The organism is Yokenella regensburgei ATCC 49455 (genome assembly GCF_000735455.1).
In the GTDB taxonomy this organism is placed as follows: domain Bacteria; phylum Pseudomonadota; class Gammaproteobacteria; order Enterobacterales; family Enterobacteriaceae; genus Yokenella; species Yokenella regensburgei.
Genome location: NZ_JMPS01000087.1, coordinates 117674 through 137953 on the forward strand (window position 1 = coordinate 117674; position 20280 = coordinate 137953).

22 protein-coding genes are annotated in these 20280 nt (G+C 55.0%); 14 read left to right on the plus strand and 8 right to left on the minus strand.

The genetic code is table 11. From position 1 onward, the window contains the following. The first annotated feature begins 98 nt into the window (after positions 1-98). From poxB to GYRE_RS22360, 4 genes are all read left to right on the plus strand, one after another. A complete protein-coding gene (gene poxB / locus GYRE_RS22345; protein WP_006819274.1) occupies positions 99-1817 on the plus strand; it encodes a ubiquinone-dependent pyruvate dehydrogenase in 1719 nt (572 codons plus the stop codon). A gap of 38 nt (positions 1818-1855) precedes the next feature. Then, a complete protein-coding gene (ltaE, locus tag GYRE_RS22350) occupies positions 1856-2854 on the plus strand; it encodes a low-specificity L-threonine aldolase (RefSeq protein ID WP_038258653.1) in 999 nt (332 codons plus the stop codon). Between the two features lie 10 nt (positions 2855-2864). Continuing rightward, the gene (locus tag GYRE_RS22355; protein ID WP_038258852.1) at positions 2865-4307 is read left to right on the plus strand and encodes an SDR family oxidoreductase; all 1443 of its coding nucleotides are present in this window, start codon (positions 2865-2867) and stop codon (positions 4305-4307) included. Between the two features lie 85 nt (positions 4308-4392). Then, positions 4393-5406: an NAD-dependent epimerase/dehydratase family protein gene (locus GYRE_RS22360; protein WP_038258655.1), complete on the plus strand. Its 1014-nt coding sequence runs from the start codon at positions 4393-4395 to the stop codon at positions 5404-5406. An 82-nt stretch (positions 5407-5488) separates the two neighbouring features. Here the strand turns inward: GYRE_RS22360 and GYRE_RS22365 are convergent, their stop codons facing one another. Both GYRE_RS22365 and GYRE_RS22370 read right to left on the minus strand, forming a co-directional pair. Beyond that, positions 5489-6313 carry an N-acetylmuramoyl-L-alanine amidase gene (locus tag GYRE_RS22365; protein WP_038258658.1) on the minus strand — a complete coding sequence of 275 codons (825 nt, stop codon included), beginning with the start codon at positions 6311-6313 and terminating at the stop codon, positions 5489-5491. Further along, entirely contained in the window at positions 6310-6633 is a 324-nt protein-coding gene (locus GYRE_RS22370; RefSeq protein ID WP_006819269.1) for a heavy metal-binding domain-containing protein, read from the minus strand. Before GYRE_RS22370 ends, GYRE_RS22365 begins: the two co-directional genes overlap by 4 nt. A 106-nt stretch (positions 6634-6739) precedes the next feature. On the opposite strand from GYRE_RS22370, the gene GYRE_RS22375 reads away from it, so the two are divergent. From GYRE_RS22375 to GYRE_RS25385, 7 genes are all read left to right on the plus strand, one after another. Beyond that, positions 6740-7255, plus strand: a complete 516-nt coding sequence (locus GYRE_RS22375) for a lipoprotein (RefSeq protein WP_006819268.1) — start codon at positions 6740-6742, stop codon at positions 7253-7255. Between the two features lie 234 nt (positions 7256-7489). Further along, positions 7490-8218 (plus strand): arginine ABC transporter ATP-binding protein ArtP, encoded by a 729-nt coding sequence (gene artP / locus GYRE_RS22380; protein WP_006819267.1) that lies wholly within the window; start codon positions 7490-7492, stop codon positions 8216-8218. Between the two features lie 19 nt (positions 8219-8237). After that, positions 8238-8969, plus strand: a complete 732-nt coding sequence (gene artI / locus GYRE_RS22385; RefSeq protein WP_038258661.1) for an arginine ABC transporter substrate-binding protein ArtI — start codon at positions 8238-8240, stop codon at positions 8967-8969. 7 nt (positions 8970-8976) lie between these two features. Further along, the gene (gene artQ, locus GYRE_RS22390) at positions 8977-9693 is read left to right on the plus strand and encodes an arginine ABC transporter permease ArtQ (RefSeq protein ID WP_006819265.1); all 717 of its coding nucleotides are present in this window, start codon (positions 8977-8979) and stop codon (positions 9691-9693) included. After that, positions 9693-10361 carry an arginine ABC transporter permease ArtM gene (gene artM / locus GYRE_RS22395; RefSeq protein ID WP_006819264.1) on the plus strand — a complete coding sequence of 223 codons (669 nt, stop codon included), beginning with the start codon at positions 9693-9695 and terminating at the stop codon, positions 10359-10361. The genes artQ and artM overlap by 1 nt, the downstream gene beginning before the upstream one ends. Positions 10362-10537: 176 nt before the next feature. Further along, positions 10538-11269, plus strand: coding sequence for an arginine ABC transporter substrate-binding protein ArtJ (gene artJ / locus GYRE_RS22400; protein ID WP_038258664.1), 732 nt, complete (start codon positions 10538-10540; stop codon positions 11267-11269). A 59-nt stretch (positions 11270-11328) separates the two neighbouring features. After that, positions 11329-11514: a hypothetical protein gene (locus GYRE_RS25385; protein WP_373896509.1), complete on the plus strand. Its 186-nt coding sequence runs from the start codon at positions 11329-11331 to the stop codon at positions 11512-11514. Positions 11515-11610: 96 nt separating this feature from the next. Here the strand turns inward: GYRE_RS25385 and GYRE_RS22405 are convergent, their stop codons facing one another. The 5 genes from GYRE_RS22405 to GYRE_RS22425 form a co-directional block, all read right to left on the minus strand. Continuing rightward, a complete protein-coding gene (locus GYRE_RS22405; protein ID WP_038258667.1) occupies positions 11611-13095 on the minus strand; it encodes a sulfatase in 1485 nt (494 codons plus the stop codon). 10 nt (positions 13096-13105) lie between these two features. Then, positions 13106-13429: a PTS sugar transporter subunit IIB gene (locus GYRE_RS22410; RefSeq protein WP_038258670.1), complete on the minus strand. Its 324-nt coding sequence runs from the start codon at positions 13427-13429 to the stop codon at positions 13106-13108. Between the two features lie 24 nt (positions 13430-13453). Then, entirely contained in the window at positions 13454-14779 is a 1326-nt protein-coding gene (locus tag GYRE_RS22415; RefSeq protein WP_038258673.1) for a PTS sugar transporter subunit IIC, read from the minus strand. A gap of 310 nt (positions 14780-15089) precedes the next feature. After that, positions 15090-16562: a sensor histidine kinase gene (locus tag GYRE_RS22420; RefSeq protein ID WP_006819259.1), complete on the minus strand. Its 1473-nt coding sequence runs from the start codon at positions 16560-16562 to the stop codon at positions 15090-15092. Then, positions 16559-17281, minus strand: a complete 723-nt coding sequence (locus GYRE_RS22425) for a response regulator transcription factor (RefSeq protein ID WP_006819258.1) — start codon at positions 17279-17281, stop codon at positions 16559-16561. Before GYRE_RS22425 ends, GYRE_RS22420 begins: the two co-directional genes overlap by 4 nt. A gap of 142 nt (positions 17282-17423) precedes the next feature. On the opposite strand from GYRE_RS22425, the gene GYRE_RS22430 reads away from it, so the two are divergent. Genes GYRE_RS22430 through GYRE_RS22440 form a run of 3 tightly spaced genes read left to right on the plus strand, consistent with a single transcriptional unit; the run spans position 17424 to position 19078 of the window. Continuing rightward, positions 17424-18023: a cytochrome b/b6 domain-containing protein gene (locus GYRE_RS22430; RefSeq protein WP_038258677.1), complete on the plus strand. Its 600-nt coding sequence runs from the start codon at positions 17424-17426 to the stop codon at positions 18021-18023. Positions 18024-18032: 9 nt separating this feature from the next. Next, complete coding sequence (locus GYRE_RS22435; RefSeq protein ID WP_006819256.1) at positions 18033-18803, plus strand: molybdopterin-dependent oxidoreductase; 771 nt, start codon at positions 18033-18035, stop codon at positions 18801-18803. 29 nt (positions 18804-18832) lie between these two features. Then, on the plus strand, positions 18833-19078 hold the full coding sequence (locus GYRE_RS22440; RefSeq protein ID WP_038258680.1) for a pentapeptide MXKDX repeat protein: 246 nt from the start codon (positions 18833-18835) through the stop codon (positions 19076-19078). Positions 19079-19120: 42 nt separating this feature from the next. On the opposite strand, the gene rlmC is transcribed toward GYRE_RS22440, so the two are convergent. Further along, positions 19121-20248 carry a 23S rRNA (uracil(747)-C(5))-methyltransferase RlmC gene (gene rlmC, locus GYRE_RS22445; protein ID WP_038258683.1) on the minus strand — a complete coding sequence of 376 codons (1128 nt, stop codon included), beginning with the start codon at positions 20246-20248 and terminating at the stop codon, positions 19121-19123. Between the last annotated feature and the right edge of the window lie 32 nt (positions 20249-20280).

The window sequence follows — 20280 nt, forward strand, 5'->3', positions numbered from 1 at the left end:
TTTTTTATCGATTGTTGCCATCCCGCCGCTGAAACCTTTCACGCCCTCTCCTGTGGTCTACGCTTTTAAGCAGTGCTTAAAAAAGGAGATGGAAAACCATGAAACAAACCGTGGCCACGTATATCGCAAAAACCCTTGAGCAGGCTGGTGTAAAACGGATCTGGGGCGTCACCGGCGACTCTCTGAACGGCCTGAGCGACAGTCTTAACCGCATGGGCACCATCGACTGGATGGCGACGCGCCATGAAGAGGTGGCCGCGTTCGCCGCCGGAGCCGAAGCCCAGTTGACCGGCGAGCTGGCGGTCTGTGCGGGATCCTGCGGCCCGGGGAACCTGCACCTGATTAATGGACTATTTGACTGCCATCGTAACCATGTTCCGGTACTCGCCATCGCAGCGCATATTCCCTCAAGCGAAATCGGCAGCGGCTATTTCCAGGAAACTCACCCCCAGGAACTGTTCCGCGAGTGCAGCCACTACTGCGAACTGGTCTCTAACCCGGAGCAAATTCCCCAGGTACTTGCCATCGCCATGCGACAGGCAGTACTCAAACGCGGCGTCGCGGTCGTGGTGCTGCCGGGCGATGTGGCGCTGAAAGCCGCGCCAGAAAATGCCAGCAGCCACTGGTATCATGCCCCACAACCGATTATCACCCCGGAAGAAGAAGAACTGAGAAAGCTCGCCCAGTTACTGCGGTATTCGAACAATATCGCCCTGATGTGCGGCAGCGGCTGTGCCGGGGCGCATAAAGAGCTGGTCGAATTCGCCGCGAAGCTGAAAGCCCCTATCGTCCACGCCCTGCGCGGTAAAGAACACGTGGAGTACGACAACCCCTACGACGTGGGCATGACCGGGCTTATCGGCTTCTCCTCCGGTTTTCACACCATGATGAATGCCGATACGCTGGTCCTGCTCGGCACGCAGTTCCCGTACCGCCCGTTCTACCCGACCGATGCCAAAATCATCCAGATTGATATTAACCCCGGCAGCATCGGCGCCCACAGCAAAGTGGACATGGCGTTGGTGGGCGATATCAAATCCACCCTCAGCGCCCTGCTACCGCTGCTCGAAGAGAAAACCGATCGCAAATTCCTCGATAAAGCGCTGGCGCACTACCGCGATGCGCGTAAAGGGCTCGACGACCTGGCAAAACCGAGCGAAAACGCTATTCATCCGCAGTATCTGGCGCAGCAAATCAGCCACTTCGCCGATGACGACGCCATTTTCACCTGCGATGTAGGCACGCCCACCGTCTGGGCGGCACGTTATCTGAAGATGAACGGCAAACGCCGCCTGCTGGGATCGTTCACCCACGGCTCAATGGCCAACGCGATGCCGCAGGCGCTGGGCGCGAAGGCAACGGCGCCCGATCGCCAGGTGATAGCGATGTGCGGCGACGGCGGATTCAGCATGCTGATGGGCGATTTTCTCTCGGTGGTGCAGATGAAGCTGCCGCTAAAAATTGTGGTATTTAACAACAGCGTGCTGGGCTTTGTGGCAATGGAAATGAAAGCAGGCGGCTACCTGACCGACGGTACCGAACTGCACGACACCAACTTTGCGCGCATCGCCGAAGCCTGCGGCATTACCGGGATCCGCGTTGAGAAAGCCTCTCAGGTAGACGAAGCCCTGCAGCGAGCCTTCAGCATTGATGGCCCGGTACTGGTAGACGTAGTCGTTGCCAAAGAGGAGCTCGCTATTCCGCCGCAGATTAAACTCGAACAAGCCAAAGGATTTAGCCTGTATATGCTGCGCGCGATCATCAGCGGACGCGGCGATGAAGTCATTGAACTGGCGAAAACCAACTGGCTCAGGTAAAAAGGATGGCATTCCCCTGAATCAGATAAGGAAATGCCGTGATCGATTTACGTAGTGATACCGTCACCCGCCCGGGTCGCGCCATGCTTGATGCTATGATGGCCGCCCCGGTCGGGGATGACGTTTATGGTGATGACCCTACCGTTAACGAACTGCAGCGCTACGCCGCCGAGCTGAGCGGCAAAGAAGCGGCGCTGTTCCTGCCTACCGGCACCCAGGCTAACCTGGTGGCTCTGCTCACCCACTGCGAGCGCGGCGAAGAGTATATCGCCGGCCAGGGCGCGCATAACTATCTGTATGAAGCAGGCGGTGCCGCCGTGCTCGGCAGTATTCAGCCGCAGCCGATTGACGCCGCCGCCGACGGCTCCCTGCCCCTCGACAAAGTGGCGGCAAAAATCAAAGCGGACGATATCCACTTCGCCCGCACTAAACTGCTGAGCCTCGAGAACACCCACAACGGCAAAGTGCTGCCGCGCGAGTATTTACAGCAGGCGTGGGAGTTTACCCGCGAGCGCGGTCTGGCGCTGCACGTTGACGGCGCACGCATCTTCAACGCCGTCGTCGCCTATGGCTGCGAGCTCGAAGAGATAACCCGCTACTGCGACTCTTTCACCATTTGCCTGTCGAAAGGGCTGGGCACGCCGGTGGGCTCGCTGCTGGTCGGTAACGCGGACTACATTAAACGCGCCAACCGCTGGCGGAAAATGACCGGCGGCGGCATGCGTCAGTCGGGCATTCTGGCAGCAGCGGGCCTGTATGCGCTGAAAAATAACGTCAAGCGCCTGCAGGAAGACCACGACAACGCCGCGTGGATGGCGGAACAGCTGCGTGAAATCGGTGCCGACGTGATGCGTCATGACACCAACATGCTGTTTGTTCGCGTCGGGGAAGCGCGTGCCGCCGCCTTCGGTGAATTTATGCGCGAGCGCGGTGTGCTGGTCAACGCCTCACCGATCGTGCGTCTGGTGATGCACCTCGACGTCAGCCGCGAGCAGCTGGCGCAGGTGGTTAAACACTGGCAGGCCTTTTTAGCGTAGAGGTATGAGCGTGTCGCAACCCATTCTGGTGCTCGGCGCCAGCGGCTATATAGGCCAACATCTGGTGACCGAACTGAGCCAGCGCGGATACGCCGTGCGGGCGGCGGCACGGCGTATTGAGCGCCTGCAAAAGCAAAACTTGCCCGGCGTCAGCTGTCACCACGTCGATCTCAACCGCCCCGAAGGTCTGGCGGCGCTGCTGAACGGCGTGGGGACGGTGTATTTCCTCGTTCATGGCATGGGTGAAGGCGGTAACTTCATCGAGCATGAGCGCCAGGTGGCGATAAACGTGCGTGATGCGCTGCGCGACACGCCGGTTGAACAGGTGATTTTCCTGAGTTCACTACAGGCACCGGAAAGCCAGCAGTCCGATCATCTGCGCGCCCGCCAGGTCACGGCCGACGTGCTGCGCGAGAGCGGCTGCCCGGTGACCGAACTGCGCGCGGGCATTATCGTTGGCGCTGGATCCGCCGCTTTCGAAGTGATGCGCGATATGGTCTACAACCTGCCGGTGCTTACCCCGCCACGCTGGGTTCGCTCGCGCACCACGCCAATTGCGCTGGAAAATCTGCTGTTTTACCTGGTGGAACTGCTGAATCATCCGGCCACTCAGCACCGTATTCTGGAAGCTGCCGGGCCAGATGTGCTGAGCTACCAGCAGCAGTTTGAACACTTTATGCAGGTTAGCGGCCGCCACCGGCTGTTGATCCCCATCCCGTTCCCGACAAGCTGGATTTCGGTGTGGTTCCTCAACGTTATCACCTCCGTGCCGCCGACAACCGCCAAAGCCCTGATCCAGGGGCTGAAGCACGATTTACTCGCTGACGATAGCGAACTGCGTGCGCTGATCCCGCAAAAACTTATCGCCTTTGACGATGCGGTACGTCAGACGCTGAAAGAAGAAGAGCAACTGGTGAACTCCAGCGACTGGGGCTACGACCAGCAGGCTTTCGCCCGCTGGCGACCAGAGTATGGCTACTATGCTAAACAGGCAGGCTGCACGGTAAATACGTCTGCCAGCCTCAACGCCCTGTGGCAGGTGGTGAACCGCATCGGCGGCAAAGAGGGCTATTTCTTTGGCAATATGCTGTGGAAGATCCGCGGTGCGATGGATTTACTGGTCGGCCACCGGCTGGCGAAGGGGCGCCCGGCACACCCGTATCTGCAGACCGGCGACACCGTCGACAGCTGGAAAGTCATCATCGTCGAGCCGGAAAAACAGCTCACGCTGCTGTTTGGCATGAAAGCCCCCGGTCTTGGTCGCCTGAGCTTTACGCTCAGCGATAAAGGCACGCACCGGGAGCTGGACGTTCGCGCCTGGTGGCACCCGCACGGCATGCCTGGCCTGTTCTACTGGCTGCTGATGATCCCGGCGCATCTGTTCATTTTTCGCGGTATGGCGCGGACTATTGCGCGCCTGGCAGAACAAATCACAGGCAAAGTCTCAAAATAGCGAACATTCTGGAACGTTTCCCATTGCATCGGGGTGAGATTCACGGAAGAATGCGCACGAAACTTTTCAAAAACAACGGACAGATATGAAGGTTCTGGTCACCGGCGCCACCAGCGGTTTAGGCCGCAATGCGGTGGAATACCTGCGCAACAAAGGCATTAGCGTAAGAGCAACCGGTCGCAACGAAGCGATGGGCAAACTCTTGACCAAAATGGGCGCGGAATTTATACATGCCGACCTGACCGAACTGGTCTCCTCCCAGGCCAAAATGATGCTGGCGGGCGTAGATACCCTGTGGCACTGCTCCAGTTTTACCTCCCCGTGGGGCACCCAGCAGGCGTTCGACCTCGCCAACGTGCGCGCCACCCGCCGTCTGGGTGAATGGTCCGTTGCCTGGGGCGTGCGCAACTTTATTCATATCTCGTCGCCATCGCTCTACTTTGATTATCACCATCGTCGCGATATTCAGGAAGACTTTCGCCCACGGCGCTTTGCCAACGAATTTGCGCGCAGCAAAGCCGCCGGTGAAGAGGTTATCGCCCTGCTGGCACAGGCGAACCCCAATACCCGTTTTACCATCCTGCGCCCGCAAAGCCTGTTCGGGCCGCACGATAAGGTCTTTATTCCCCGCCTGGCGCAGATGATGCACCACTACGGCAGCGTGCTGCTGCCACGCGGCGGCGCGGCAACCGTCGATATGACCTACTACGAAAACGCGGTCCACGCGATGTGGCTCGCAAGCCAGCCGCAGTGCGACGCGCTACCTTCCGGCCGGGCATACAACATCACCAACGGTGAGCATCGCAGCCTGAGCAGTATTGTGCAAAAGCTCATCGACGAGCTGGATATCAAATGCCGTATTCGCTCCGTGCCCTACCCGATGCTCGACATGGTCGCCCGCAGCATGGAGCGCTTTGGCAATAAATCGGCCCGGGAACCGGCGTTTACTCATTACGGAGTCTCGAAGCTGAACTTTGATTTCACCCTCGATATCACTCGCGCCCAGGAAGAGCTCGGCTATCAGCCGGTGGTATCCGTCGATGAAGGGATTGTGCGTACCGCCGCCTGGCTACGCGACCACGGTAAACTGCATCGCTGAGAAGCCTGCCTGCTATTGCACGGACCTGCAGCATGCCAGGCCGGGTATGTGAAGCGTACCCGGCAACGCTATCTTCGGGAACTCAGCCCTGCCCATACTTCTCGAGCAGCGCTTCGGCGATGGCCTGCGTTTCGGCGTCGGCGATACCATCCCAGCGCGTCGGGCGGAAGTGCATCTGGAATGCCATGATCACCCGTTTCTGCTGGGCTTCACTCATCCCTGGCGTCACTTCATAGCCATAGCGGGAGAGCAGATCGAGCACCGAGGCGGTATCCACCGGCGCGGAGGGCGCGCGTCCGGCAAGGTAAAACGCTACCCGGTCGGCGTTCGGCCAGGCACCAATCCCAAGCTTCGCCAGCTGCTGCCATGGGAACAGCGGCCCGGGATCGTCTTTGCGCTGCGGGGCGACATCGGCATGTGCTACCACGTTCTGCGGTTCAATCTGGTAGCGAGCGATAATGTCTTTCGCCAGCGGGATAAGCGCAGCTATCTGCGCCGGAGCAAACGGAGTAAAACGCTTCACCCCGGCGGTCTTCTGCCAGCCGCGGTTCTCCAGCTCAATGCCTATCGAGGTATCATTAATCCGGGTCGCGCCGCGCCAGTAGCTGATCCCCGCATGCCAGGCAAGCTTATTTTCCGGCACCAGCTGCCAGATTCGCGGTTTGCCGTTAAAACGCGGGGGGATCTCCGGGATCAGGTAATGCGCGCTGACGTGCTTATCGGTAAGCGTTGCCAGCGACACATCAAAATCATCTGCCGTATAGTGGATAACCAGCACCTTCACCCGCGGGTACGCGTTCTGCGCGGGATGATGGGTATCCAGCTGATACCCGTCCTTATCGATAATTCCGGTCTGGTTTGCACAACCGGCAAGCAGCAGCGCAAGCAGGATCAGCAGGCGTTTCATCGGCGAGTTTTCACCGCCGTACCGCTGACGCTGACCATCAGCATACTGGCATCTTTGCCCACCGTTTCGTAGTCGATATCAATACCGACTATCGCATCCGCGCCCAGCGCTTTCGCCTCTTCGCCCATTTCCTGGAAAGCGATTTCACGCGCTTTACGCAATTCTTTCTCATAAGCGCCGGAGCGACCGCCGACGATATCGCGGATCCCGGCGAAAAAATCGCGGAAGATATTGGCGCCCATAATCGCCTCGCCGGTCACCACGCCGCAGTACTCGACAATGGTCTGGCCTTCCAGCGTTGGGGTAGTAGAAAATTGCATACTATTTCTCCTTCAATACCTTAGCTCTGTTAATCAAACACAACATTGTACCGATACGCTATGCTTGAAAACACTAATACCGTAGTCCGTTTATAAGGAAATCACCATGCGCTACTCCATTGCAGCCCTGTTAGTTCCCTGTGCGCTTCTGCTCAGCGCCTGCACCACCGTTACCCCAGCCTTCAAGGATATTGGTACCCGTAGCGGTCCTTGCGTGGATGGTGGCCCGGATACTGTGGCACAGAACTTTTATGACTACCGCATTCAGCATAAAAATAACGATCTGACCGCACTGCGACCGTACCTGAGCGACGGACTAGCGAAACTGCTGAATGATGCCAGCCGCGACAACGCTAACCGCGCGCTGCTGCAGTCTGATCCTTTCTCCAGCCAGAGCACCGTGCCGGATAGCGCTTCAGTCGCCAGCGCCTCCACGATACCGAATACCGATGCGCGCAATATCCCGCTGCGTGTTGACCTGAAACAGGGTAGCCAGAGCTGGCAGGATGAGGTGCTGATGATCCGTGAAGGCCAGTGCTGGGCCGTTGACGATGTGCGCTACCTTGGCATCAACTCCCACGCCCCGGCAGGCACGCTGCGCCAGTCGCTGGAAAACCGCTGATTATCCCACAGCATCGGGGCGCTGAAACGATAACCCCGGTAAAATGTCTGGCATTCTGCGAGGAATGCCGACATTTGTTCCCCTCCCCCCTCGCAGTCGCTATTTTGTGCTAAGTTTAATAAAGAATGTGGTTTATATTTAAGTTTTAACGCATAAATATTGCATAACTATTCTGTGAACGTTACTATTTGCCACCTCAATATCTGCCTTTTCAGTGAAGTACGAAGAGTATCGATGAGCATTAAACTAAACGGCATTAACTGCTTCTACGGCGCGCACCAGGCGCTGTTCGACATTACGCTTGATTGCCCGCAGGGCGAGACTTTGGTTCTGCTTGGCCCAAGCGGCGCCGGGAAAAGCTCTCTGCTGCGCGTACTGAATCTGCTGGAAATGCCGCGTTCCGGAACGCTTTCTATCGCCGGTAATCATTTTGATTTTGCTAAAGCGCCATCGGACAAAGCGATTCGCGATCTGCGCCAGAACGTTGGCATGGTCTTTCAACAGTACAACCTGTGGCCGCACCTCACCGTTTTGCAAAACCTGATTGAAGCACCCTGCCGCGTGCTGGGCCTGAGTAAAGATCAGGCGCTGGCGCGTGCTGATAAGCTTCTGGAACGTCTGCGCCTTAAACCTTACAGCGATCGTTACCCGCTGCATCTCTCCGGCGGCCAGCAACAGCGTGTAGCCATTGCCCGTGCGCTGATGATGGAACCGCAGGTTCTGCTGTTCGACGAGCCGACCGCGGCCCTCGACCCGGAAATCACCGCCCAGATCGTCAGCATTATTCGCGAACTGGCGGAAACCAACATTACCCAGGTGATCGTCACCCATGAAGTGGAAGTGGCGCGTAAAACCGCCAGCCGTGTGGTGTATATGGAAAACGGTCATATTGTGGAACAAGGGGATGCCAGCTGCTTCGCAACCCCGCAAACCGAAGCCTTTAAAAACTATCTTTCTCACTGATGTTTTCGGGACAATGACAATGAAAAAAGTACTGATTGCCGCGCTGCTCGCCAGCGTCAGCCTTTCCGCTACCGCCGCACAGACCATTCGTTTCGCCACCGAAGCGTCTTATCCTCCGTTTGAATCCATTGACGCGAACAATAAAATTGTTGGCTTCGACGTGGATCTGGCCAACGCGCTGTGTAAAGAGATTGATGCCACCTGTACCTTCACCAATCAGTCCTTCGACAGCCTGATCCCAAGCCTGAAATTCCGCCGCATCGATGCAGTGATGGCCGGGATGGATATCACTCCGGAGCGTGAGAAGCAGGTACTGTTCACGACGCCGTACTACGACAATTCTGCGCTGTTTATCGGCCAGCAGGGCAAGTACACCACTATTGATCAGCTGAAAGGCAAGAAAGTGGGCGTGCAGAACGGTACAACGCACCAGAAATACATCATGGATAAACATCCGGAAATCACTACCGTGCCTTACGACAGCTACCAGAACGCTAAACTGGATCTGCAGAATGGCCGTATTGATGCCGTCTTTGGTGATACCGCGGTCGTGACCGAGTGGCTGAAAGCGAATCCTAAACTCTCCCCGGTCGGCGATAAAGTGACGGACAAAGACTACTTCGGTACCGGTCTGGGTATCGCCGTGCGTCAGGGCAACACCGAGCTGCAGCAGAAATTTGACGCAGCCCTGGAAAAAGTGAAGAAAGATGGCACTTACGAAACCATCTACAAAAAATGGTTCCAGAAGTAATTCCTGAATGAACGATATGTTTCCTTTAGCAAGCGCCGCCGGCATGACCGTCGGCCTTGCCCTTTGCGCTTTGATAATCGGCCTGGTACTGGCGATGTTCTTTGCGGTGTGGGAGTCAGCCAAATGGCGCCCCGTCGCATGGACAGGCTCCGCCGTGGTAACGATTTTACGCGGGCTACCGGAAATTCTGGTGGTCCTGTTTATCTATTTCGGCTCTTCGCAGCTGTTGCTGATGCTCTCCGATGGTTTCAACATCAACCTCGGGTTCGTGCAAATTCCGGTACAGATGCAGATTGAGAACTTCGACGTCAGCCCGTTCCTGTGCGGGGTTATCGCCCTGTCGCTGCTGTACTCGGCGTATGCTTCACAGACCCTGCGCGGTGCGCTGAAAGCGGTACCCCAGGGGCAGTGGGAATCTGGCCAGGCGCTGGGGCTTTCCAAAGCGGCGATTTTCTTCCGTCTGGTGATGCCGCAGATGTGGCGCCATGCCCTGCCGGGGCTCGGTAACCAGTGGCTGGTACTGCTGAAAGATACGGCGCTGGTCTCACTGATTAGCGTGAACGATCTGATGCTGCAAACCAAAAGCATTGCTACCCGTACCCAGGAGCCATTTACCTGGTACATTGTGGCGGCCGCGATTTACCTGGTTATCACCCTGTTCAGCCAGTACATCCTCAAACGCATTGACCTGCGCGCGACTCGCTTTGAACGGAGACCAGGCTGATGCTTGATTACTTACCTGAACTGCTGAAAGGCCTGCATACCAGCCTGACGCTGACCGTGGCTTCCATTGTGGTTGCGCTGATCCTGGCGCTGATTTTCACCATCATCCTGACGCTGAAAACGCCGGTGCTGGTGTGGATTGTTCGCGCTTATATCACGCTCTTTACCGGTACACCGCTGCTGGTGCAGATCTTCCTCATATACTACGGTCCGGGCCAGTTCCCGTCGCTGCAGGAGTATCCGGTGCTGTGGCACCTGCTCTCTGAGCCGTGGTTATGCGCGCTGATTGCCCTGTCGCTGAACAGCGCTGCCTACACGACTCAACTGTTTTACGGTGCCATCCGTGCGATTCCGGACGGACAGTGGCAGTCGTGCAGTGCGCTGGGGATGAGTAAGAAAGACACGCTGGCTATTCTGCTGCCTTATGCCTTCAAACGTGCGCTCTCTTCTTACTCCAACGAAGTGGTGCTGGTCTTCAAGAGTACGTCGCTTGCCTATACCATCACGCTGATGGAAGTGATGGGCTACAGCCAGCTCCAGTATGGCCGAACTTACGACGTGATGGTGTTTGGTGCCGCCGGTGTCATCTACCTTATCGTTAACGGTCTCCTGACGCTCCTGATGCGTATGGTTGAACGCAAAGCGCTGGCGTTTGAACGCCGCAACTAATACTGCATAAACATCTTTTTTAAAGGCGGGCAATCTTTTTGATTGTTCGCCTTTTTTATTATCAAATAAAAATATTTATCCATATTTGTTGCATACAAATTCATTAAATGGCATGGTTAATCCACGCCTGAGAGACGGCACAACACATCATAAGATTGACAGACGGGAGCTACACCATGAAAAAAATACTGCTGGCGGCACTGCTCGCAACCTTCACCACAGGCACTATCGCCGCAGAAAAAATCAGCTTCGGGGTGTCAGCTACCTACCCACCGTTTGAATCGCTGGATGCCAGTAATCAGATCGTCGGTTTTGATATCGATCTCGCTAAAGCGCTGTGTAAACAGATGCAGACCGATTGTACTTTCACCAACCATGCGTTCGACAGTCTGATCCCGTCGCTGAAATTTAAGAAATATGATGCGGTGATTTCCGGTATGGACATTACCCCGGAACGTAGCAAGCAGGTCACCTTCACCGACCCGTACTACGCCAACTCGGCCGTGGTGATTGCGAAGAAAGATAAGTATAAAACCTTTGACGATCTGAAAGGCAAACGCATCGGGATGGAAAACGGTACTACCCACCAGAAGTACCTGCAGGATAAGCACCCGGAAGTGAAAACCGTCGCCTACGACAGCTACCAGAACGCCATTATCGACCTTAAAAATGGTCGTATAGACGGTGTATTTGGTGATACCGCGGTAGTCAATGAATGGCTGAAAACCAATCCGCAGCTGGGCGTTGCCACACCGAAAGTGACCGATCCGCAGTACTTCGGCACCGGATTAGGCATTGCGGTACGTCCGGATAACAAAGCATTGCTGGAAAAACTGAACGCCGCGCTGAAAGCGATTAAAGCCGACGGCACGTACCAGAAAATCAGCACCCAGTGGTTCCCTGAATAAGCCTCCCTCTGCATCAGCAGGCCAGCCATTGCGCTGGCCTTTATTATTCCAGTGAATTTTTGGGCACGACAGTGTTTTATAATAGTGATACTAACGATGTGCACTTTAACCGCCTGGAATATATCGCGGAAACCAACCAACTGATGGTTAATTCTCGTTCCAGCTGCACAATCATTGGGCTCAATATTGATAGTGGAGATATGGAGTGGATTATCGATAACCTCGACTATCCATCCGGTACTTAACAAGTCGCTCACTCTCAGCGTGGCGGATCCTGAGCGTTGATCAGCTTCGCAGCCTCATTCATTAATAAAAATGACGCCTGCTCAGCAGGCGTCTTCTCATGCTTCCAGACCCAAACGCACAAACTGCTCGGCGGGAGCATCGTTTTCTTTCATCAGACGGATTAAAAGCCTCACCATTCGCGCCTCAATGACCGCATCATGCAGCGGGTGCTGCTGGTTAGGGTCGGCATCAAGATCGAACAACAGATCGCCAAAGCGGCTTAGCCCCTGATATTTTTCCCCTGCCGGAATACGCAGGGTTTCCAGCTCTTTGGTAAAAGCGAATGGCGGCGCCAGCGTCAGCGCACGCAGCTCATCCACGCTAAAGCGGCTGTTCATTTTGGCTGGCATCAGCGTGTAATTAGCGATGCTGTCTTCATAGCCCGGACGCGCTGCCCGCATGTAGACGTATCGCCCATCCGTCACATTGACGTGCCCGCTGAATACGCCAAACAACGCGGCATCGCGCACCAGGTTGTCCTGCGCAATGGCCTGCCCTAAGGGTTTGCCCTGCATATCTGCCGGTAACGGCTGATGGAAAAACTCCAGCAACGTCGGCGCCCAGTCAATCATCTGAACCAGAGACTGCCGCGGCTCGTTACGCATCGCACTGCGCGGATCCCAGATAAACAGCGGATTATTGGCAATTTCATTGTAATAAGGCATCTGATTTTTGGCCCAGTAGCCATGTTCTCCCAGCAGAAAACCATGGTCGGTGCCCACAATCAGCAGGGTATCTCGCCACAAATCGTGTGAATCCATCAGATCCAGAATACAGCCAAGATGATGGTCACACATCGACAGTAATGCGCGATAGCGGCAGCGAATATGTTCGACCGCCTCTTCAGATTCCATGACTTTGCCGCGCGGCCAGTCGTAGTGCGGCCCCTGCCATGTATCCTCATACAGCGCCAGATAATCCTCGGTGGTAAAGAACGGCTCATGGGGGTCAAAAGTTTCAATTTGCAGCAACCAGTTGTCCTGCAAGCTGTTCTTATTAATAAATTCACAACCCGCCTGAAAAACCTGGCTTTGCGGGAAATCAGCTTCCTGCTGAATATACTCCCGGTTCACCCAGTCGTGCCGCCATAATGCCGATACGCCGCCACCGGTCTGCTTTTGCGGGACGCTAAGCACAGGGGGGATATGTGGCTCGCCCACGCTTCCCTTCCAGTGATCGCCCTCCTGACCCCGGATAATTTCCCACGAACTATAGCGAGTATGATAATTCCCTCCACCATCTTCCCAGTAGTGCAGGTGGTCGCTAATCAGGTGAGTGTACACACCCGCTTTCTTTAAAAGCTCCGGCATCGAGTCATCATAGGGCTCCAGCGGGCCCCATTCCCGATGTAAAAAATTGTAGCGCCCGGTATGCAGTTCACGCCGCGCAGGCATACATGGCATACTGCCGACGTAGCTATTTTCAAACCGAACGCTATGCTCGGCCAGACGCTGAAAATTCGGCGCCTTCGTGAGAATATCTCCATACGGCGGCAGATAGCGCTTATTCAGACTATCAAACAGAACAATAATAGCTTTCATGCCGTAACCTTTAGGTTCTGGAGATAATTTCCGGGAAGTGCGCCTCTACGACTTCATTGATCTGGCGGCCAATCGTTTCGCCATCCATAATATTTTCGATTGGGATAAGATACTGACCATGACCGGCATCCAGACTGACAACATCAATCAGCTTTTTAGAAATAGCATAAATATCGGCCCAGCCGGTAAAGCCCCCCACCTCACCTGCCGCGGTATGTTCCATCTCAAACTCGAAGCTGTATTTTTTCAACGCTTTCTGGACAACAGATTGCAACATAACGCTACTACCTACACCGTAGCCACAGACGAACAGAATATTCACTTTGGTTTTCATTTTTACATCCCTCATTTAATATAATCACATTGCGTACGGACCCAGATGTAATGTGGAAGCGATCAATTTCAGGACTTCACAAATCGCGGGCCACAATGTTGCCCAGTCGAAGATGCCTGTCCAGCCAACACCTTCTTTCGCAAGCCCGGTGAGCGGGATAGCCCAGACGGTGCCAAAGGTCTGAATAATTCCAAGCACGAAGGTGCAAATAATGACCGAACGATACCCCCCTAATCTATTGGCTAAAACGCCAATTGGCCCTCCGGAGAAAAATAACGGCACGAAACCAGGCAGTACCATAATGGGGCTATGAATGAGTAATAAAATTCCCATAGAGAATATCGTGCCAAATGTACAGAATATAAAACCTAACGTTGCCGCATTCGGCGAGAATGGGAGCAATGCAGCAACATCGACCGCCGGAATAGCATCAGGGATAAGACGATCCTGCCATCCTTTGAATGAGCCGTTGATTTCCCCGACCATCATTCTCACCCCCTGTAACAGGATGACCATATACATAGAAAATTGCAGGCCGAGGTTAATAATGTAGATAAACCACGGTTTGTTTTTGGCCATCAGCTGGACGTTATCGATGCCCGTTGCCAACAGGAATCCCCCGACAAACAACGTCATGACGATAGCAATGGAGGTCACGTTATGGTTGAAAATAGCCAGCCACCCAGGCAGTTTCAGGTTCTCGGCGTCGTGCTTTTCAGGGTCACCAAACTTGTGGGCAAATTTAGAGAAAAACCATAGCCCGAGCATCTGGTTATGAGCGATGGTGAATCCGGCATTATTCGTAATTTTAGCAATCGGTTTTACGATGAGCGTGGTCGCGAATGCCCAGAATAGTCCGGTCAGAAGCCCGGCAATAATAATTGAAGGTACCCACCCCAACCCCAGCCAGAAGACAATCAGCCATAATACGGCCTGGGAGTGTGAAACACCGGTATTTCCCGTCAGGAATATGCCCTTCGCTCCGGTATATTTTCCCAGTAGTACCAATATCAGGTTAGTAAAAAAAGCAAGTACGAAAACATACCCGACAAAACCGAAATTATCACCCAGCGCAATCTGCGTCGCCGCTTTCATCGCGTAGGAATCCATCAAATAACCGTGAACCCCATAAGCTTTACTCACTGCTTCCGCAACGGGTTTAAAGGTGGCGGAAAACTGCATCCCGCCAAACAGTACCATCATTAAGCCTACCATCGCGCTGACCATACCGGTCACGACTTTTATCGCGGGCTTTTTATCAAGTATGTAGCCTATACCAACCAGCAGGCCGATAAGAATAGCTGGTTCTGTTAGAAAAGATTGTAATACACCAATAAATTGAGCAAACATCCCCTTACCCACCCTCCATGAGTTTATTTTCCGATGAGCCATGCATGGAATAATTAAAAGCATAAATAGCAAAGGTAATAACACTATGCGTAATTTTCTTTGTCGCTTCCTCCTTAAGCAATTATCTATCGACACCATAAAGATCAAATCCAATCACATAAAGATTAAATTTGATTATTTGTGATTGGATATGCAAAAAACGGAAGGAAAATAAATGGAGTAAATAATAGGGGGTATAAGAATAATATTTATATATATAAATACAGTATGAATGAATCGAATTAATAATAACTATATATTGGTTGCCGCCTTACAGCGGCAACGAAAACTGGAAACAGGCTCCTGAATTTCCTTCCAGAAGACGAATGTCGCCGCCGTGCAGCTGCAGCATCCGGCGGACAATCATCAACCCCAGACCACCACGGGATTCCCCGGTTTTTTGCTGCTGCAGTACGGACGGGCGCTCAAACAGCGAGGCTCGCAGTTCTCCCGGGATCCCCGGCCCGTTGTCCTGCACCTCCACGACCACGTTGTTGCCTTCCACGCGGGTACGAAGCGTGATGTTGCCCCCTCTTGGGGTATGACGAACCGCGTTGTCCAGCAGGTTGGTCAACACCCGTTCCATCATCGACAGATCGGCGAACACCTGCGGCAGGCCGCGCGGTAGATCTATGTTGATGGTCAACTGACGCGTTTCTATTGCGAGATCAAACTTTTGCGCCACATCCTGCACCAGCTCAGCCATGGAAAATGTTTCACGCTGGGGCTTGATGCCACCGTGTTCAAGACGCGCCAGCTCAAACAGCTGCTGCGACAGATGGCGAACCTTATTCCCCTGGCGCAGAGCGATATTCAGATACTGCTTCGACTCTTCCGCCGTCAGGTTTCCGGCTTTCACCGATAGCGTTTCCAGATACCCCAGCAGCGAAGTGAGCGGCGTGCGTAAATCATGTGAGATGTTGGCAACAAATTCGCGGCGCTGGCGATCGCTGTCGGCCAGCTGATCCCACTGCTGCACCACCTGCTGCGCCAGTTCGATAAACGCATTGCGCAGCAGCGCCACTTCGTTCGCCGGATGACGCTCCGGCTCAAGCGTCGCCAGGCGTTTGATCGTGCTGATGCTGTCCTGATCGAGCCCCCCCACTTGCGCGGTTAGCCTTTTCACCGGGCGGGTCACCCAGTACCACAGCAGAAGCCCGGTCAGTACGCCAAAAATCGCCACCAGCAGCAGTGTCCACATCACCGTATTCCAGAACGTTTGCTGCCAGGCGGTTTCCGCCAGCGCGTTCAGCTCCTCCCCCTGCAGGATGATATACAGGTAGCCCTGCAGCTCACCGTTGAGGCGGATAGGCGCAACGCTGAAGACTTTTTCTCGATCGACACTGCGCGGATCGTCGCCATATACCGGCCTTTGCGTAGTGTTGAGCACGGTTTGTAACGGCGCGATGTTGATCTGCTGGCGTTTGATATGCCCCGCCGGAGCCGCATCGGCAAGCAGATCGCCCTGCGGCGAGACCAGGTACAGCTCAACGCTGGGGTTGAGAGTCATTAAGCGATCAAAGAGCGTTTTCAGCGCCGCACGGTTGACCTTCCCTTCGCTATCCAGCAAAGGTTCGCTCTTCACAATTTGCTGCGCCAGCCCCGCCGACAGCCGTTGCACCATCGCGTTGCCGTACTGATTGCTGCTGTAGAGCTGCACCCCGCAGGCGGCTACCGCGCAAAGCAGCAGTACCGCGGTAAATACCAGCGTCAGCCGCTGGCTGAGGCTTAACCGGCGGATCATGATTTGTGCTCCGCCGACTGACTGGCAAATTTGTAGCCTTTGCCCCATACGGTCAGGATGATTTCAGGTTCTGCGGGATCGTGTTCTATCTTGGTTCGCAGACGATTGATATGGGTGTTAACGGTGTGCTCATAGCCTTCATGCTGGTAGCCCCAGACGCGGTCAAGCAGCGACAGACGAGAGAATACTTCTCCGGGATGGCGGGCAAACCAGTAAAGCAGATCGAACTCCCTTGGCGTGAGTTCAATAAGTTCGCCGCGCAGGCGTACTTCCCGCGCCAGTGGGTCGATTTCCAGCCCGTGGCAGGCAATCATCCCCCCCTCCATACGGATGTTTTGTCCCATTGCCTCCTGGCGACGAAACAGCGCCTTCACCCGGGCAATCAGCTCCAGAACGGAGAACGGTTTTGGCAGGTAATCGTCAGCGCCCATTTCAAGGCCCAGCACCCGGTGCGTTTCGCTGGTGCGGGCGCTGATAATGATCACCGGTAGATAGCGGGTCATCTGGCGAATACGGCGGCAAATTTCCAGCCCGTCAACGCCGGGCAGCATCAAATCGAGGATCACCGCGTCCCAGACGTGTTTCTCCAGCTGAACCAGCGCCTGCACGCCGTCAGCTTCATGCACTATCTGGTAGCCTTCATCCTGCAGATTGAGCCGCAGCAGCGTGGCGATATCGCCATCGTCTTCCACCAGCAGAATTTTTTTCGCGTTGCTCATCGTCTTTCACCCGCCATGTCTTTACTACCAAGAGTAACCCAGCATGGCGCGGCAAGTTATCACATTTTATTTAAACTTCTGTGAGGAAGTGGGGACCGTTTCTGCGCCATGCTCTGAATCAGTGAAACACGGAGAAACGTTGATGAACGCCCCCCATAGTGAAACTGTCCATCCCCTCTGGCTGCGCTGCTGTCACTGGGTTAATGCCATCGCCCTTGCCGGCATGTTGTTCAGCGGCTGGCGCATCTACAACGCTTCTCCGCTGTTCGATTTTTCATTTCCTGCCTCGCTGACCCTGGGCGGGTGGCTGGGCGGTGCCCTGCAGTGGCATTTCGCCATGATGTGGGTGTGGGGCATCAACGGCGCGGTCTATCTTCTGCTCGGCGTAGTCAGCGGCCGCTTTCGGCATAAATTTCTGCCGCTCTCCCTGCGGGCGCTGTTCAACGATGTTGTGCAGGCGCTGCGTGGCAGGCTCACCCATAACAATCTTTCTCAATACAACATGGTGCAGAAAATCGCTTACCTGGGGGTGATTCTGCTCGGCGTCGGGCAGTTGCTCTCTGGTCTGGTGCTATGGAAGTCGGTGCAATTCCCCCTGCTGCGCACGCTTCTGGGCGGTTACGAAGCCGCACGCTACATCCATTTCTTCTGCATGAGCGCCATTGTGCTGTTCATCGTCGTGCACCTCGTGATGGTGCTGCTGGTGCCGCGCACGCTGCTGGCGATGTTTCGCGGACGCTAAGGATAACTGATGAAAAAGCCGACCTTTCTCTCTCACAGCGATAAAACTTACCTCCTGAAGGAGGCTGAGAAAACACTAAACCCTGCGCGTCGCCGCCTGTTACGCCAGGGCCTGACGCTGGGTGGCATTATGCTGCTCACCGGCTGCGATATCAGCGATAACGAGGATGTCGAAAAGGTGTTGTCACGCATGTCGCGCTTTAACGACCGGGTTCAGGGGTTTCTCCTGAGCGACCGCCACTTAGCCCCGGAATACAGCGCGGCGGACATTACCCGTCCATTTCCGTTCAACGCCTTTTACGGCCCGGAGGATATTCCGCAGATAGATGGCGAGCATTACGCCCTGGAGGTCCGGGGGCTGGTGCGGGATACCCATCGCTGGACGTTGCCGGAGCTGTATCGCATGCAGCAGGTGAGCCAGATAACCCGCCATATCTGCGTGGAAGGCTGGAGCGCAATTGGCAAGTGGGGCGGCGTTCCGTTCGGCCATTTTCTGACGCTGATTGGCGCCGATCTTCACGCGAAGTACGTCAGTTTTCACTGTGCCGACGGGTACTACACCAGTATCGATATGGCCACCGCGCTGCACCCGCAGACTCTGCTGGCCCTGACCTGGGACAACCAGATCCTGCCTGCGAAATACGGTTTTCCAATGAAAATCCGTATCCCAACCAAACTGGGGTACAAAAACCCAAAACACGTTCTCTCTATTGAAGTCACCAATCGTTTCCCGGGCGGTTACTGGGAAGATCAGGGTTACAACTGGTTTGGTGGCAGTTAACCCCCCAAAAAAAGTAACGAGGAAATACCATGAAAAAGATGATGATCGCCGCTGCTGCTCTCTCTGCTCTGCTGATGGCTAACGTTCAGGCTGCCGACAATATGAGCAAAGATAATATGGCGAAACCCCACGACAGCATGTGCAAAGACAAGATGTGCAAAGAGGGGATGAAAAAGGACCACATGGGCAAAATGGACAATATGAAGAAGGACGAAATGAAAAAAGAGGGCATGAAGAAGGATGAGATAGGCAAGAAAGACGCCATGAGCAACTAATTGCCATCAAATGTCGGGGGAGAGAGGCATCTCTCCCCGGATTCAGCGCCTGATAAGCAGCGTCAACACTTCATAATGAGCGGTATGGGGGAACAGATCGAACAGTTGAACGCGTTCAACGCGGTAGCCCGGTAAATGGGCGATATCTTTCGCCATCGTCTGCGCGTTGCAGCTGGAATAGATAATATACGGCGGCGCCATTTCGCTCAGATAATCGCACAGCGCTTTGCCAATCCCGCGACGCGGCGGGTTAACCAGCACCAGTTCCGGTACCTCGCCCTGCCCGGTCGCAAACTGAGTCGAATCCAGCGCCTGAAAATGCAGATTAGTCAAACCCAGCCCGGCGGCAGACTGCTTCGCGCAGGCAATCGCCTCCGGGGCTATCTCTATGCCGGTGAGCTTCATCTCGGGCGTAGCGCAGTGCAGGCCAAAGCCCCCCACACCGCAGAATAAATCCCACATATGCTGAACCGGCAAGCCACGCACCCACTCCCGTGCGGTGGCGTACAAACGTGCGGCAACCGTCGGGTTGGTCTGGAAGAAGCTTTGCGGGCGGATCCACAGCGGGACGTCGTTTAAGGTTTCCCCCAGCGCCTGCTGCCCGGTGAAGTAGATTTCCTCTTCGCCTTCCATAATTGCCATATGTACCGGCTGAATATTGGCAGTGATGACTTTTAGCTGCGGCAGCTGTGCCTGCAGCCAGGGGAGTGCCGCACGCAGCTGTGCTATTTTACTGTGCGAGCGCAGGACAAAGCGCAGCATCATGCCGCCGTCGCGCTGGCTTTCAGTGAGTAACACATATTTAAGCTCACCGCGCTTGCGCGCCACGCTGTAGGGCGTTAACCCGGCGCGGGCGATAAACGGCTTCAGGACGGCAAATACCGGTGCGAACGAGTCCGGGTACAGCGGGCAGTCGGTTAAATCTTCCGGCGTACCGTCACGATGCAGCATGCCGAGCAGCGGTTTTTCAACGCTGCCGCTGACCACCATTTTGGCTTTGTTGCGAAACCCCTGTTCCGGGCCACTGACGGGCGCGCACCACTCACCTACGGGCATCCCCGCCAGCAGCTGGCGTAAATCGTCCATTTTGGCGGAGAGTTGGTCGCTGACCGGTCGGGTTATCCACTGACAGGAGCGACAGCGGTCGGCGTCATAGAGTGCGCACTGCATACAAAAACCTTCAAAATTCCAGGGGCGGGGAT